This window comes from Spirosoma sp. KCTC 42546 (genome assembly GCF_006965485.1).
GTDB lineage: Bacteria > Bacteroidota > Bacteroidia > Cytophagales > Spirosomataceae > Spirosoma.
Genome location: NZ_CP041360.1, coordinates 6,987,913 through 7,003,134, shown reverse-complemented (window position 1 = coordinate 7,003,134; position 15,222 = coordinate 6,987,913). Strand labels below are relative to the sequence as shown.

The 15,222-nt window shown below is 50.5% G+C and carries 15 protein-coding genes; 4 read left to right on the top strand and 11 right to left on the bottom strand.

All coding sequences use genetic code 11. The annotated features are described in order from the left end of the window. Positions 1 to 271: 271 nt before the first annotated feature. The 4 genes from EXU85_RS28570 to EXU85_RS28560 all read right to left on the bottom strand — a co-directional run bounded on the left by EXU85_RS28570 (position 272) and on the right by EXU85_RS28560 (position 2,336). Positions 272 to 754 carry an outer membrane beta-barrel protein gene (locus EXU85_RS28570; RefSeq protein ID WP_246859281.1) on the bottom strand — a complete coding sequence of 161 codons (483 nt, stop codon included), beginning with the start codon at positions 752 to 754 and terminating at the stop codon, positions 272 to 274. A 26-nt stretch (positions 755 to 780) separates the two neighbouring features. Next, the gene (locus tag EXU85_RS35525; protein ID WP_168207879.1) at positions 781 to 957 is read right to left on the bottom strand and encodes a hypothetical protein; all 177 of its coding nucleotides are present in this window, start codon (positions 955 to 957) and stop codon (positions 781 to 783) included. A gap of 422 nt (positions 958 to 1,379) precedes the next feature. Then, the gene (locus tag EXU85_RS28565) at positions 1,380 to 1,805 is read right to left on the bottom strand and encodes a DUF2141 domain-containing protein (RefSeq protein WP_142775354.1); all 426 of its coding nucleotides are present in this window, start codon (positions 1,803 to 1,805) and stop codon (positions 1,380 to 1,382) included. 72 nt (positions 1,806 to 1,877) lie between these two features. After that, on the bottom strand, positions 1,878 to 2,336 hold the full coding sequence (locus tag EXU85_RS28560; RefSeq protein ID WP_142775353.1) for an anthrone oxygenase family protein: 459 nt from the start codon (positions 2,334 to 2,336) through the stop codon (positions 1,878 to 1,880). A 117-nt stretch (positions 2,337 to 2,453) separates the two neighbouring features. On the opposite strand from EXU85_RS28560, the gene EXU85_RS28555 reads away from it, so the two are divergent. Then, a complete protein-coding gene (locus EXU85_RS28555; protein WP_142775352.1) occupies positions 2,454 to 3,413 on the top strand; it encodes a helix-turn-helix transcriptional regulator in 960 nt (319 codons plus the stop codon). A 102-nt stretch (positions 3,414 to 3,515) separates the two neighbouring features. Here EXU85_RS28555 and EXU85_RS28550 read toward each other — a convergent pair whose 3' ends face one another. Further along, the gene (locus EXU85_RS28550; protein WP_142775351.1) at positions 3,516 to 3,629 is read right to left on the bottom strand and encodes a two-component regulator propeller domain-containing protein; all 114 of its coding nucleotides are present in this window, start codon (positions 3,627 to 3,629) and stop codon (positions 3,516 to 3,518) included. A gap of 38 nt (positions 3,630 to 3,667) precedes the next feature. Here EXU85_RS28550 and EXU85_RS28545 point away from each other — a divergent pair, with 38 nt between their 5' ends. Continuing rightward, positions 3,668 to 3,940: a hypothetical protein gene (locus tag EXU85_RS28545; RefSeq protein ID WP_142775350.1), complete on the top strand. Its 273-nt coding sequence runs from the start codon at positions 3,668 to 3,670 to the stop codon at positions 3,938 to 3,940. 164 nt (positions 3,941 to 4,104) lie between these two features. On the opposite strand, the gene EXU85_RS28540 is transcribed toward EXU85_RS28545, so the two are convergent. From EXU85_RS28540 to EXU85_RS28520, 5 genes are all read right to left on the bottom strand, one after another. After that, a complete protein-coding gene (locus EXU85_RS28540; protein WP_142775349.1) occupies positions 4,105 to 5,187 on the bottom strand; it encodes a lipase family protein in 1,083 nt (360 codons plus the stop codon). A 90-nt stretch (positions 5,188 to 5,277) separates the two neighbouring features. Continuing rightward, positions 5,278 to 6,099 carry a 5'-methylthioadenosine/adenosylhomocysteine nucleosidase gene (locus EXU85_RS28535; protein WP_142775348.1) on the bottom strand — a complete coding sequence of 274 codons (822 nt, stop codon included), beginning with the start codon at positions 6,097 to 6,099 and terminating at the stop codon, positions 5,278 to 5,280. A 278-nt stretch (positions 6,100 to 6,377) separates the two neighbouring features. Further along, positions 6,378 to 7,694, bottom strand: a complete 1,317-nt coding sequence (locus EXU85_RS28530; RefSeq protein WP_142775347.1) for an NCS2 family permease — start codon at positions 7,692 to 7,694, stop codon at positions 6,378 to 6,380. A gap of 85 nt (positions 7,695 to 7,779) precedes the next feature. After that, positions 7,780 to 8,511, bottom strand: coding sequence for a 6-phosphogluconolactonase (locus EXU85_RS28525; RefSeq protein WP_142775346.1), 732 nt, complete (start codon positions 8,509 to 8,511; stop codon positions 7,780 to 7,782). Between the two features lie 180 nt (positions 8,512 to 8,691). Then, positions 8,692 to 10,074 (bottom strand): alkaline phosphatase, encoded by a 1,383-nt coding sequence (locus EXU85_RS28520; RefSeq protein ID WP_142775345.1) that lies wholly within the window; start codon positions 10,072 to 10,074, stop codon positions 8,692 to 8,694. A gap of 42 nt (positions 10,075 to 10,116) precedes the next feature. Between EXU85_RS28520 and lysA the strand changes: the two genes are divergently transcribed. Both lysA and EXU85_RS28510 read left to right on the top strand, forming a co-directional pair. Next, on the top strand, positions 10,117 to 11,376 hold the full coding sequence (gene lysA / locus EXU85_RS28515) for a diaminopimelate decarboxylase (protein WP_142775344.1): 1,260 nt from the start codon (positions 10,117 to 10,119) through the stop codon (positions 11,374 to 11,376). Between the two features lie 77 nt (positions 11,377 to 11,453). Continuing rightward, the gene (locus EXU85_RS28510; protein ID WP_142775343.1) at positions 11,454 to 12,167 is read left to right on the top strand and encodes a YebC/PmpR family DNA-binding transcriptional regulator; all 714 of its coding nucleotides are present in this window, start codon (positions 11,454 to 11,456) and stop codon (positions 12,165 to 12,167) included. Positions 12,168 to 12,287: 120 nt separating this feature from the next. Here the strand turns inward: EXU85_RS28510 and EXU85_RS28505 are convergent, their stop codons facing one another. Then, positions 12,288 to 15,167 carry a gliding motility-associated C-terminal domain-containing protein gene (locus tag EXU85_RS28505; protein WP_142775342.1) on the bottom strand — a complete coding sequence of 960 codons (2,880 nt, stop codon included), beginning with the start codon at positions 15,165 to 15,167 and terminating at the stop codon, positions 12,288 to 12,290. Positions 15,168 to 15,222: the final 55 nt, after the last annotated feature.

The following is a 15,222-nucleotide window of genomic DNA, read 5'->3' as shown; positions in this document are numbered from 1 at the left end:
ATTTTCTAAGTCTTAGGTCTATGGGCTATTCTACTTTTAAGACGGTTTGACCAGTTAAACCCGTTCACTTTGTTCCTTATGCTCCCGATCGTGTTGGACAGATAGTAAAAACTAGCCTCTCATAGAACGCTGGTTTTAATATCTGCCCAGTGGTACGCCGACTGGGCAGATATCCGTAGATTTCTAGGTACACTAAATCGATAGCAGATGGTCCGTTTTAGAAGTGTGAACAGGTAAAACCAGCCCAAACACAGCAGATATGAACTGTCAATCAACGAGTTTCTGAACCCCCATTGGAAGAGCGTCGACTCAACCAAAAACCCACACTTAGACCGACCGGACGATGATACGATTTGGCCAGGGCGCTTCCCAAATCAGCTAGCCCATAGCCATAGGTAACCCCCATGATCAATCGATGCCATTCGATACCCGCAGCACCACTTACTCCATAATCAAATCGCCTAAAGCTATTACTGCCCACGCCCCCCGATCCGAATACAATTTCGCGCTCGCCTAAAGGCACATAGCTGGAGCTGATCCGGCCACCTAAGCCCACGCCCAGGTAGGGCCCTAATCCCCCATAAAAGCGCAAGGATGAACTGACGTCAAAGCGAAACAGGGCGAGTACGGGTAACTCGACATAGAGCAGTTTAATCGAGTTGGTAATGGGTGTAGCAATCGGGTTTCGGCTGCTATCGATAGCGAACGTATTGATCTGAGTTCCTTTGGTACTAATCAGTAAGGCAGGCTGCAAGGAGAAACTAGACGTTATAGGCACATCTAAAAAAAACCTCCCTGAAAATCGGTACGAGCCTGCTGAGTGGCGTTTAAGGTGGGGTTATCAAACTTAAGGGTGGCTAAGTTTACTCCCGCTTTGTCCCCCAACTGGACTTGAGCAAGCAGGGCTTGAGAACTCAATAAGCCACCAATTGCAAGCAGGCAGAGTTTTAGTTTCATCCAGAATGAAAATTTTTATAAGTGTATCATTAAACGGGAGAGTCCTGACTTTTGCAACAGCCATAGCCTCTATGTTTAGTCAAAGCAGGATATCTTCGGAATATATCTGTATCATGTATTACTCCCATGTGAGACGAAGAAGCATTCATGTATTTGCTCCATAAATGGGGCGTTTGAAGAAACACTTTCCACTTATAACATAATGGTGGCCAAGATCGTCCGTTTGCTGAGGACCAGAACGCAGTTAGCTTCAGTGAAACTACTTGGTATCAGGCAAAATAAGCGCTGGTTAGCGTCCAGTTGCCGAGCTCCTTTCTTATTCTAGAGTGGGCGTCGGCCTGACAATTCGCAGAAAGGCAGCACTCAATAAGGCAAACGCCACCAGGCCTGTCGCCATTCGTACGACCGTGAAGTAAACCCACTTATCCCGCAACGCTTCCCAGTTGATCGGATGAACAGTCAGAGTCCACGTCTTGCTCAAACGTCGGCGGACCATCCAAGCCCCCGCAGGCGTCGTTGGAGATTCCGTAAGCCTCTTTAGGGATGTGAAACAGATTGTAATTGAGTTGATGGTTACCATTCTGGTCGTACACCACGGCTAAGGCATAGTGACCGGTGGGCAATTGATTGAACACAACCAGACTGCTTAGCCCATTGATTGGTGCCTCTACATAGCGCAGGGCCTTTTTGTGGTTGGAGGGAAATCCGTCCGCTGAGTTGAAGAGCCAGATCGTACACTGGCCCTTCTCGTTTTTAAAGCCGGTTACGTTGACCGTTAGTGCACCTTGTGTGTAAGCAGGTGTTGCCCACAGAGCAAGCGATACTATCGCGATTAAGATTGTTTTCATCGTGTTTAGCTTAGTTTCAGCCGGGAATTGCCTCAATGGGTTGTGATTAAGGGCTAATGAAGTATTGGCTGATTAGAAAATGGCACCGGCAGTTAGGAATGCCAACCCGACGAGTCCTCCCATTACTCGAATCCAGTGAAAGTTCACCCACCGGTCGCGCAGATGCGTCCAATTAGCGGGTAGGGCCGAGGGGTCCCAGCTGACAATCTGCATCACAATAGGTACCTCGATCCATACCGTGACGAGGAGCGCGGCCAGAAAGCAGATGAAGCCCGCCAATGTGAGCCAGAAAGTAGGCTGTTGCCTACCGAACGACAGGTACAGAGTGGGCAGGGTAGAGAGTAGCCCCAGCGGGGTCAGGTACGTCATCAGGCCCGCCATGTTCTGGTTGAGCCGGTGGGTGATGGTCAGAAACGTCTCCGGCTCAAAAGTGTTTAACGAGCGGCTCAGCGCCAGATAAGGCCCCCAGTACATGCCGCCCACTAAAGCCGACAGGACTAGATTGAGGAGTTCAAAGCATTTAAGTATCATGTGGTAGTGTTTAGGAACCGCATTTCATTAGTCGTTCCGTTTCAACTTGACAAAGGTCTTGCTCATTGGTTAGAGAAAATACCTACGTTTAGCCAATAAATAGTCGTATTCAGTCAGATGCAGTTAGTAATTGATTCCTCAGGAACGGCCGGGCGGATTGATGTGCTGTCGGAAGATGGTCACTTGACCAGCACCGACCACATAGAAATGGTATTTCCACCTGCTTTGGGCACGGGTACCATCCAGCGGTTCGCGCTGAGTCCGCTGCTGTTTGTCATGTTGCACCGCTACATCCTTAGCCGGGATGTTGAGCTGCGTCGTCGGGCCGAACCGAGCGATCAGCCGATGATTACGTTTAGTTTTCGCAACCTGGTGCGCCCCTCTACTCCACCCGCGACTCCAATGCGCCCAGCCGTGCAGGTGAGTTCGAGCGATCTGGACTTAGCCGTCTCCTTCCCCGCCGGTACGCCAATTTACACCATCATCGTCGGCATCAACGTGACCTTGCTAAGGCAACTCCTGGGGCATCAAGTCCAAAAACCGCTGGTGCAAGCCCTGCTGAGTGGTCGTCAATCGTATCTCTACGAAGAGATGGGGTCGCTGGCTGTTCAACAGATTGCCGCCGATCTGCTGGCCCGTCCCGAGACGGACCCGCTGTTCGCTTTTTACGTAACCGTCAAAGGCCAGGAGTTGGTCTATCAGTTTATGAGTGAGTTGTTACAACGCGACACCAAAGCGGTTTATTCGCTTCGAGAGGATGAGGGTAAGAGGCTATTTATGGTACGGGATGAGTTGACAAGGGATTTACGTCAGGCACCAAGCATTCCTCAACTAGCCTCGGTGGCGGGCATGAGCGAGAGTAAACTGCGACGATTGTTTCGACAGGTTTTCGGCTTGAGCCTCTACGCGTATTATCAGACAGTGCGCATGCAAGAAGCGGCCCGACTGCTGCGGGAAGCGAAACTATCGGTGTCGGAAACGGGGTATCGACTGGGCTTTGAAAACCTGAGCCATTTTACGCGGGTCTTTTTGAAGTATCTGGGTCAAAAGCCCAAACAGTATGCAAAATTAGGCTAAATCACCTCTGTGCTTATATTCTCAGAAGAAGGCTCCTCTGTGAGACAAAGGAGCTTGAAAATATCTACTCCTTAAATAGGCTGTTTAATTGAACGGCTTACTTTAATAACTGTCAATTACTATACGTAGCATACGATCTCTTGTGCCAAACCAAAACTTGCCTGTTTTGTCTTGCAGAATCGAATTAACAAATTTAGGGGGGCGTATATCGGCCAATGAGTTGCCGGTTCGATCTTCACTCCGATTTAGCCGATATGATGCGCTACCTCCAAGCCCAGATTACGGAAAAAGACCCGACTATACGCTTAACGCATCAGCCCACGCGTAACGACATCGGCCTTGGATGGGGTGTACGCACTACGGGCTCCTATCGGGATATTCAGCATAATGGCAGTACACCTGGGTTTACCACCCATATTTCGGCTTTTCCTGAGTTGGGTAATGGCTGCGTGATCTTAGCTAACAGTAAAGCAAACATGGGTAAATTAATTCTGGGTACGCAGGCTATTCTCAAACGAAAAAAATAATATATGTGTCGCTTAAAACGCTCCTAGCGTGAGACGAATGGGTATCTATTGTTAACTGTACGTTATTGGGTCTGAAATTTTTTAGCTAGCGCTAAGTCGTGACGATTTTTACGATTCGCCGTCGCGACCGTCCGCGGCTGCGGCATATTGTTGTCGCTACACCTCTAAGGCAACTTCTCCGCCAGGTATAAATAAGGCGGATGGAAGTGATGGGTAAAGATCTTTTCCTTACTCTCTGGATAGTTTTGAAAATACGTGCTGTCGGCCAGGAGAACGATGGTGGGGCCGGTTCTGACATAATCACTACTGTTGTAATAACTAGATGGAACATAGCTATTTAAGTTCTTGACTACGCTTTTAGACGCAAACTTTCCTAAATATTTCTGGTAATTTTTCTGCGCCTTGAGTGCTGGCTTACTCAGTTGATTATAGACATATTTGAGGACGATGCGCTGCGGCAGCTTCTGTTTTTTGATCATGGCCGGGGCACCGCTGAACGGATTTGTTGTGTTTACATCGTTAACCGTTTGAATCGAGAATGGAACTTCGGGTACCCAATCGGCGGAGTTAACAACATTATAGGCCCAGCCAATTTGTGTGTCGGCCTCGTAGGCATAGGCATAATACAGGTTACCCGGTTTTGGCCCTGCACTACAATAGGTTTTGAACCGAATGTCGGCGGGGAGCTTGGTCTGCTTCTGTAAGCTTTTAAGGTAAGAGGTTAGCAGGAAAGCAATGGCTCCCCCCTGACTGTGGCCCATAATCAGTATATCTTTAATGCCAGCCTTGTAGCAGGAATCTAGTTTGGGCAGAATATCCTTACTCAAATAAGCCATACTCACCAGCCAGCCCACGTGAACGGCCGCTTTGGGGTCGGAAGCCAGCTCATAGGGGAATTTTTCGGTGGCGTTGAGTTGCAACTCGCCTTTGGCTGGAACCATCGCAGCATAAAAATTACCCAGCCAGCTTACACTATTCGCGGTTGTTCCCCGAATGCTCAGCACTGCTCCCGATTGCTTATCTGTCCATAAATCCCAGCGGTTATCCAGTCCAACAACCGGAGATCGATAGGCAAGTTTGTAGCGTTGAGGGACAGGAAATGCACTGACATAGGTCGAATCGCCAAACTGGGCCGATACCTTGAGCAGTTCGATGTATTCCGCTTTATCAAACCCCGGCTTTAATGGCTGGCTGAAAAGAGCCGAGGGAAATGCAACCACTATGAGTAACACGACTATGTATTTCATACGTGAGCTTGGCGAAGGTCTATGCTACTCAAATATGAATGAAAAGTTGTCTGTTCCCAACAAAAGGTAACCTTTCTGAGGGAGCGGTGGCTACAAGGCCTTCACCAGTGCAATAACTAGTTTGGCTGAATTGCGGGCGGCAGTCGGGTAAAACTTGTCGTAGGCAATGTGCGCTTCGGCATCGGCCCGGTCGCTGAGGCTGCGAATAATCAGGAGTGGCACCTGAATCTGGTAGCAAACCTGCGCAATGGCGGCTCCTTCCATTTCAGTTGCGTCGGCTCCAAAATCAGCGCGGAGACTTTTCCCTTTTTCGGCCGACGCTACAAAGACATCGCCCGTCACGACGGTGCCCGTCATCACCTTAACCGGTCTGTCTGACACGCCCCCCGATGCCAGTGGAATACCTTCTAGTGGAACGTTTTTAACAACGGTTTCGGCTAGCCGCATTAACGTTGAATCGGCGGGGAAGTAAACGGGATTAAACTCTTTGGTAATTGCGTTTCGGGTCTGTTTCGTCGGTGTGTTTTTGTCTGTAATAGAGCCATAGTCATGATGCGCTGTTCGGCCCGAAATAACAATGTCGCCGGGTTGTAAATCCGGATTTGTACCGCCTGCAATGCCGGTGAACAAGATACGCTGGGGGCGGAAATGATCGAGCATTAACGCCGTTGTCATAGCGGCATTGACTTTGCCGATGCCCGTCTCGGCCACAACAACTTTCTGGTTTCCAATGCGCCCGGTTGTGAATGCAACGCCATCGACTACAACGGTTTTGGGCTTTTTCAATGATTCTTTGACTAAGGCTACTTCAGCGCCAAAGGCACCCAATAAACCGGTGATATTCTTGGGTTTATAGCGCTGAGCAAACGTAAAATGGGAGAGAAAAAGGAGAAATAGAATTGTTTTCTTCATTAGAGTATTTTGGTAAAAACTGTTAGTCATCATTCAACTTGCTCTGGCATTTTTGTTCGGTGAGGCTACCTGAGCTGCCAGATTAAAAGAGTTGGTTGGCCATTATTATGCTTATTGTGGTGTCAGTTTCTTAAAACTGACAAGCGAGGTTTCTCAAAACCGAGTTATAATATCAAGCCTGACACGGTAGGTTTTGAGAAACCTATCGCTGTCAGTTTTAAGAAACTGACACCACTGGTAGCTTCGCAGACCGCTCTGTGGACAAAAGGGTTTATTGCTCAATGCCCGCTCGTTAGCGCCAGAACGCAAAACACATCGACAATCCACAACCCCAATGATACTTCGCGACTTTTGCCGACGGCCACTTTTATAACTGTCCACGATAAAAAGCCCCAAATAAGTCCCTGCGTGATGGAATAACTGAACGGAATGAGAACAAGAGCTAGAAAAGCCGGAAGTGCATCGTCTAACTGACCCCAATTGATGCGGGTTATGGGCTTCATCATAAACGCACCAACCAGCACCAGAGCCGGAGCGGTGGCAATGGCCGGAATGACCGATAATAAGGGAGATAGAAACAGAAACGGCAGAAAGCAACAACCCGCTACGATGGCTGTCAGGCCTGTTCGCCCACCCTGCGCAATCCCCACCGCCGATTCAATGTAAGCCGTACCGGGACTGGTACCCAACAAACCGGCTAAGGTAGTCGATACAGCATCGGTTAATAGGGAACGATTCAGATTGTGTGGATTGCCATCTGTATCCTGCAAACCACCCGCTTCGGCCACACCGACAAACGTAGACAGGCTATCGAACAAATCCGTGAAAGCAAAAGCAAAAATGACCGGCCAGAGCGACCAGGATAGTGAACCCATCAGGTCTAGCTTACCAAGCAAGGAGAAATCAGGCGCAGCCCAAAGTCCCTGAAAATTGACCAGCGTTTTCTGCCCGAAATTAATAGCCTCTGCATCCCCCCAGTAGCGACCGATGGGCCAGGCAGCCAACGTTGTCAGGATGATGCCAATAATAATGGCTCCCGGCACATCGCGCACCACCAGGATGCTGGTCAGCAGTAAACCGAAGATGAACGTTAGTACAATCGGGTCATTAAAATGGGCAATGCTGACCAATGTAGCGGGATTCGCTATAATAAACTTCGCGTTTTCGAAACCAATTAGTGTGATAAATAACCCAATACCTGCTGAAACCGCATAACGTAACGGCAGCGGAATTGCTTTGACAATTGCCGAGCGGATGTTCAGAACAGACAGTAATAGAAATAAGACACCCGCCCAGAACACCGCGCCGAGGGCCACTTCGGGCTGTATGCCCATGCCTTTAACGGCAGTGAAGGTGAAGAAGGCATTCAGCCCCATTCCCGGCGCTACGACAATCGGATTGCGGGCGTATAAGCCCATCATCAGACTGCAAAAAAACGATAGTAGCACCGTAGCGGTCAATACACCACTGAACGGTAGCCCGGCCTGACTCAGAATAGCCGGATTGACAACAATAATGTACATCGTTGCCAGAAAAGTAGAAATACCGGCAAGGATTTCAGTTCGCCGGGAAACGGCGGGGAGCGTAGTAGACAAAAGGTTTTGAGTTTGTAGTTTGAAGTCTGAAGTTAACAGCCACGCTTAACTCCAGACCTCAAACTACAAACTTCAAACTGAAATTTCAAAAACCTGTCAGCAAACTTCCGGCGGCTTCATCGATCCAAACCTGGCCATTAGCGTGTGTTTGCAGGATACTGGCTGGCAGTTGTTCTGTTATGGGGCCACGTAAAGCATCGCGTAGGACAGGCGCTTTTTTCGCTCCGCTTACTAGCAGAATGACTTCCTTCGCTTCGGTCAGGTGACGCAGTCCGATGGTGATGCCCTGGGTCAGGGTCGTTTCTTTCTCGAAATACTTCTGGCCAACGGTTTTCGTACTTTCTGCCAATTCAACTACATGGCAACCCAGTGTAAACGGTGTGCCGGGTTCATTCAGCGCAATGTGGCCATTCATGCCCATACCCACCAGCAATACATCCAGCCCACCTTTAGACTTAATAATGGCATCGATTTTGGCGCACTCAGCTGCCAGGTCATCTGCTTTTGCATCGAATACATGAACTTGCTCGGGGCGAAGATTCAAAGGGGTAAACAGGTCGCGGAACACGTAATACGAACAACTCCCCACATCTTCCGGGCCGAAACCCACCCATTCGTCCAGGCCAACAAACGTACACTGACTAATATCGACTTTGTCAGATTTTACCAAATCCACAAATCGGTGATAGGTTTCAATGGGCGTATCACCCGATGCTAAACACAGCAACGCATCCGGCTTTTGATTGATAATAGCCGCAATGTGCTCGGCAGTATACTGCGACAGCGTCGCATAATCGGGGAATTGGTGGAAAGTCATATTACGTAAAATTGTTACTTTCTCATGTTCTCGCTTGGCTTCGCCGAGTGAGGTCTATCATTTTAAGGGCCTCTGGCCCGTTTTTTAACTTTATTTGCTATTCTCCGGCCAGAGGCCGTTAAAAATAATCCTCACTCGGCGAAGCCAAGCGAGAACGCAGAAAGCGTGAGCTAATTCGGCCTATTTCAACTCATTAGCTCGTATCTCTCTCGTCCAGCGTTCGGTGCCTTTCTGGTCGTAGACTTTTATGGTTAGCACCCGATCTTTCAACGGGCCACTGACGCTCAGAAGGCCAAAATTGCGCTCAGCTACTAACGTGTTAGCCACATAAGTGGGTTGTTTTAGCTCATCCGCGCGCGGTTGAGCCACCGACGATGTCAGAGGGGAGATGGTTAAATCATACAAAGGATACGTTCCCGCCCGATCTAATTTGTGAAGGATAGAGTGGTGCCGGTCGCCGGTGAGGAAGAGAACGCCCGGAATCTTAGCATCGGTAATGGCTTTGAATAAGCGGTTGCGTTCAGTGCCGTAAATGGAGTAATTTTCGAAAGCTTCTGTTGGGTTGACGATCTGACCACCCGTTACAATAAACTTGAACGTGGCTTTGCTGAACGTCATCGCATCCATCAACCATTGTATCTGTTTATCGCCATAATAGGCTTTCTCGGGGCCGTCAGGCATGTCGTTTGGTGCCCGGAATGTACGGTCGTCGAGGAGGAAAAACTGGCAATCGTTCCAGAAAAATGTACCCGCGCAACCTTCAGGAAACACAAAATTCGGGTTCGCCCAAAATAGCTTAAAGGCTTCGAGCGTGACGGGTTTGAGCCAGTAAGACCGATCGGCGTCATTAGGGCCGTAATCGTGGTCGTCCCAGGTTGCGTAGTTGTGCGTATTGGCCAGTAGCGGCTGCATTTCGGGCAGCGAGCGCGTGTGGGTATACCGTCGGAGAACGCCCGAGCGTGTGTTCCAGTCTACCTCTCGGGTGTAGGTGTTATCGCCCGTCCAAAGCATGAAATCGGGTTTCTTGGCGGCTATCGACGTAAAAATCTCGTAGCCATCCCCATACGGTTTGCCGGGGCGATCTACCTCAGGTTCGTTGACGTACGTGCAACTTCCGACGCCGAAGTGAAACGTCGGAGGGTCGGTCCGCCACTGCCACAGGGGTTGGGTCTGAAACTGGGTCGGGTAGGGCAGGCTCACCTTCTGGCCCTCGATCAACAGTTCGTATGTGTACTTTTTTCCGGGTTCCACCTGATCGGCGAGCAGGTGGGCTGTAAAAGCCGTTTGCCGGTTGGTTTGTACTTCGTTGGTTAGGTAATTAACCGTCGGTTTGTCGACTTCATGATAGCGAATCTGGACTTTGGCCGGTTGTTTGGTTTGTACCCATAGCATCACCTCGCGCATTTCCGAATACCCAACCATCGGGCCAGACTGGAGGTTATTTTGACTGGCTGATTTTGGGGTTGATCGAGCAACCGGTACCGGTCGTTTCGACGTCTGCTGGCTAAATACCACCAACGGACTTAATAACGTGAGTAGTAAGAGGAATTGAATTTTGTACATGGGGGAAAGATGGCGTAATTTTGCGGCTCGTTTGACAAAGTTATGCAACTAAATAACCAAACCTACCAGATTCAGGGCGTTGATGTACTGGACATAGCCGACGAGTTCGGGTTGCCATTGTATGTATATGATGCCGACAAAATTATCGAAAAAATAGGCTTGCTCCGGTCTTCATTCGCCGGGGTCAACCTGAAGATAAAATACGCAGCGAAGGCATTGACTAATGTGTCGATTTTGAAATTGATGCGGCAGCAGGGTGTAGAAATGGATTCGGTTTCGGTCAACGAAGCGCGGATGGGTATGCTGGCTGGTTTTGCGCCCGGTCAGATTATGTTTACGCCCAGCGGAGTTTCGTTTGGCGAAATCCGCGAAGCTATCGACATGGGGCTACAGTTAAATGTAGATAGTTTGCCGTTGCTGGAGTGGGTTGGACAAAACTACGGAAGCCAGGTGCCCGTTAGCATTCGTATCAATCCACACATCAGCGAAGGCGGCAATATCAAAATTTCGACGGGTCATGCCGATTCCAAATTCGGTATTTCGATTCTGCAACGGGTCGATATGCTGTCCATCGTGGAACAGTACGGAATTTCGGTGGTGGGATTGCATATTCATACGGGTTCAGATTTCAAAAATGCCAATGCCTTTCTGAAAGGAGCCGACGTGTTGTTCGATCTGGCCAGCGATTACCCTAACCTGACGTTTATTGACTTTGGCAGTGGGTTCAAGGTGGCATATAAAGAGGGTGACCACATTACAGATGTTCCCGAATTGGGCCGTCAGGTGTCGGCTGCTTTCCAGAATTTCTGCCAACAATACGGGCGTAACCTGGAATTGTGGTTCGAACCCGGCAAATTTTTGGTCAGCGAGAGCGGGCATTTGCTGGTTAAAACCAACATCGTCAAAGAAAACCCAACACGGACATTCGTAGCGGTAGATTCGGGGCTGAACCACCTTATTCGACCCATGATGTACGATTCGTATCACGACATCAAAAACATCTCGAATCCAACAGGCTCGACGAAAACCTACAACGTGGTGGGCTATATCTGCGAGACAGATACGTTTGCCACAGATCGCCCCTTGCCTGAAGTTCGGCCGGGAGATGTGCTGTCGTTTGAGAATGCCGGAGCCTATGGTTTCAGCATGTCATCGAATTATAACGCCCGCTTTCGCCCTGCCGAAGTACTGGTTTACGAAGGCAAGCCCTACGTAATTCGCCAGCGCGAGACCTTTGAGGACTTGATGCGAGGGCAGGTAGATTTATCAATTTTTAATCAACAGGAGATACTAAATGTATAATGAACAATGAATAATGGCTAATGCCAATTTGCATATTGTCATTTTACATTCTCCATTTTACATTATTCATTAAAACAATGGGACGCGCATTTGAATACCGGAAAGCCCGGAAAATGAAACGATGGGGGCAAATGGCCAAGACATTTACCCGCATCGGAAAAGACATCGTGATGGCCGTCAAAAGTGGCGGTCCTGATCCGGATAGCAACGGCCGGCTTCGGGCTATTATCCAGAATGCCAAAGCGGCTAACATGCCGAAGGAAAACGTAGACCGGGCCATCAAAAAAGCCTCGTCGAAGGATCAAGAGGATTACAAAGAAATCGTATACGAAGCCTATGCCCCACACGGCATTGCGCTCGTAATTGAAACCGCTACCGACAACCACAACCGGACGGTTGCCAATGTGCGCAGCTACCTGAACAAACTGGGCGGTAGTCTGGGCACACAAGGCATGCTCGACTTCATGTTCGATCGTAAATCGGTATTCCGGATTCCGGCAGAAGGTATTGACCAGGAAGAGTTAGAACTTGAACTGATCGACGTTGGGGGAGACGACATTGAACTTGACGAGGATACAAACCAGTACGTCATCTATGGCGAGTTCACCGCTTTCGGAAGCATTCAGAAGTTCCTCGAAGAAAAAGGCTACGAAATCAAACAGGCTGAATTTGAGCGTATTCCGAACGATTACAAAGAATTAACCGACGAAGAAGTTGCCGATGTCGAAAAACTCATCGAACGCATCGAAGAGGACGACGACGTTCAGACGGTATATCATAATATGAAATAAGAGGAGGAAAGGAGGAGAGGCAGTAGGGGGAGGAATGGGATAAAAGAGTGGCAAATTAGTCCTCTCTCCCTTTCCTCCCCCTACTCCCTCTCCTCCCTTTTCTCCTTCCTCCCTTTCTCCTTACCTGGCCGATACGCCTTCCCGCAGGATCTGGACCCATCCCTTGATGATCTGGGGGGGAGCGTTCTTGTCCAGCAGGGCAAAACGCACACTGGCCTGGTAATAATACAAGCCCGTAGGTAGGTCCACCCCATCACTGCTCCTGCCATCCCAGGCCAGAGTCGCTCCACTCGTCTCGTACAGCTTGGCACCCCACCGGTTGTAAACCACAAAACTAACACTGGAGACGAACCGCGGACAGTGCAACGGCGCAAACACATCATTCTTGCCATCCCCATTGGGGGTGAACACATTGGGCAACACAAAACTGGGGCACGCATCCACACACACCTGGTTGGAAGGGCTGCTCTCCAAGCCCCGCTTGCTGACCGCCGTCACATAGTAACAACCCGCTACGGTCGACAAGCCACTGTGATCATACTTCATGGTGGGGGCATCCACACTACTGAGCACGCCCAGCGTGTCGGTGCGGTAGCGGCCATAATAGATCTTGTAGCTGGCAATGTTAGGATCACAGGTGGGACCCGAGCCGGGTGTCCAAGTCAGCTTGTTGGTGAAGCTGGTCTGATCACAGAGGCTTTCGGTACTCAGACTGGCACAGTTCAAGGAGTCGACACTCAGGTTGGGCGGACAGGGGCGGGTGGTGTCGCCGGGCTGGGCACAGAGGATCTGGCTGTAGTTTTGCAGGATGCCCAGTCGGCTCAGTTGGGTATCGGTGTACTGGCCCCGGGTCATCACCCGGTAGCAGTAGGAAGAGTCGGCTGAGAGCACCCGGCTGGTGTTGCCATCGGCCAGGAACGTGTCCGAGCCATCATCGGTGAAGGTGTAGGTGGGAGTGCTCACCCGTACTTCCCGGATTTTGTTGAAGGGTCCATTGGGACCTGATCGGGACCGGTAGATGTCGTGGGTCTGGTTGTCATTGGACCAGGGGGTGTTGGCCTGCCAGGAGAGAACGATCTGGCGGTTGGCTGGGGCAGCAGCTAGTCGAACGGAGGAGGCCGCATCGGTCACATCGAGCCGGGTCAGGGTGCCGTTGTTGGTGTAGTAGAACTCCAGCCGGTAGCGATAGGCACTGTTCGCCGTGTTGAGGGTTGAGGTGGGTGTTCCTCGATCAACGTAAATGGTATCGGGGGCTGTCGGCAGCAGGGTGGTGTTGATGGTCGCGATGGGCACGAAGTTGGTGCCGTTCAGATCGGTGGCTCGCTGGAGTCGGTACTGGTAGGGACCGGATAGGTCGGAGGGGTTGAGTCCGAGAGGTCGGGTCCATTTGACAGTGATTTGTCCATTGGCGCTGGTCGAATCGACGGTCACCTGTGTGATGACGGGTGACAATAGCGGTAACTCCAAACAGGCTTTGTTCGAAGAGAGGCTGACGCCACCATTGAATCCACCATTGACATCTGGATAGACGGCTACGACCCGATAGCTGTAACTGCCTCCCCGATTAAGGGTAGTAGTGTCGATATAGGAAGTGGCTGTACTAGCGACCTCTGCTATTTTGGTATACCCTGCTGGTACACCCGTGACGCACGGTGGCAAGTCATCGACCTGACAACCTGCTTTGCGGTAGATGGTGATGGTGGTGCCCGTGTTTCCGCAGGTATAAGCATCCCAGCTGAGCTGGACAGCTCGCCCGTTGGCAGCCACAGTTGGTCTTGCCGTCAGATTTTTGATGGCAGGTCCCACCAGCTGGATGCGGAAGGTCTGGAAGGAAACCAGCGAGGGGGTGGGTTTGTTGGGCACATCATTGACCTTGAAGGTCACATCGTAGGGGGCGTCGCGGAGCTGGTTGCAGTTGGTTTGCCAGGAGAAGGTGGCCGTGGCGGGCTGGGGCTGGGGTATGCCCCCGTTGATGAGTCGGGCGTAGGCGGGCTGGATCAGCTCGCCCGGTGCCAGGGCGAGTCCATCCTGGCCGACGTTGAAAACGCCCCCGAAACCGGTGATGATGACGCGTTGCCCATCGGGGTCGGTGGCCGTGACGGGTTGGGTGATGAGGGTGCCTGCCTCGACGCATAGGTCGGGGATGGGGGCAATGAGGGGCCGTTTGTTGGGGCTATCGGTGACGATGATCTGCATGTCGCGGGTGATCTCCCCGATGAGCACCCCGTTGCGCCATTCCTCAATGATGAACGCAAAGTTAAATTGGCCTATTTCTCCCGGAGCATCCCAGCAGAGTTCGCCGGTGATGGGATTGATGGTAAAGGTGGGTGTGCCTCCCGCTTCACTGGACGTGCTAAATCGGGTTGGGTCTTGATACACCGGAATGTCTCTACCAATACAGCCGTTATCTGTCAATGAGGTTTTGGGAACACTGAGTCGGTAGGCAAGGCTATCGCCATCGGCATCGAAGGCGGCTGGGTTGTGGCAGAACTTCTGGCCCACACGTCCTGAGTCCAGGGGTGGGTTGAGCATGACGGGGGTGGAGTTGGTCAGTAGGGCTGCATTGATCAAAATCGTTGTCGATACGAAAAAACGAATTTGATCAGATGTAGCAGGAGGGGGTAAATTTTTTGTGTCCGCGTTTCGGTTGGGCACGGTTATGCCAATGGTATACACGCCCGGCCCCGGATAGGTATGAATAGCCGTGTAGGAGTTGACTGACGATGTGCGACCGTTGATATATTGACGACGACTCCGTTTAACTTCCAAGGTAGAGCCATCTCCAAAACAAAAGGTATAAGGTTCAGCCTGATCAGCCGCCTGTCGGCCTTTTACTTCATCGTAATAGGCTGTAAACGTAACCAGATAGGTGAGTGAGGTTTGAGAAATCCGTTTGGTGGTAATCTCCCCAGCCCGCACGTGTGTGGCCTGAGTTATAGAGGGAAATAGTACAATGCCTAAAAAAAGCCCCCAAAGCCCAATAGTGTAAACGAACCGCATAAAATTATCCCGTTTTCAATTACAACGATTTCAGTACCAAAAAGTGTATCCCTTT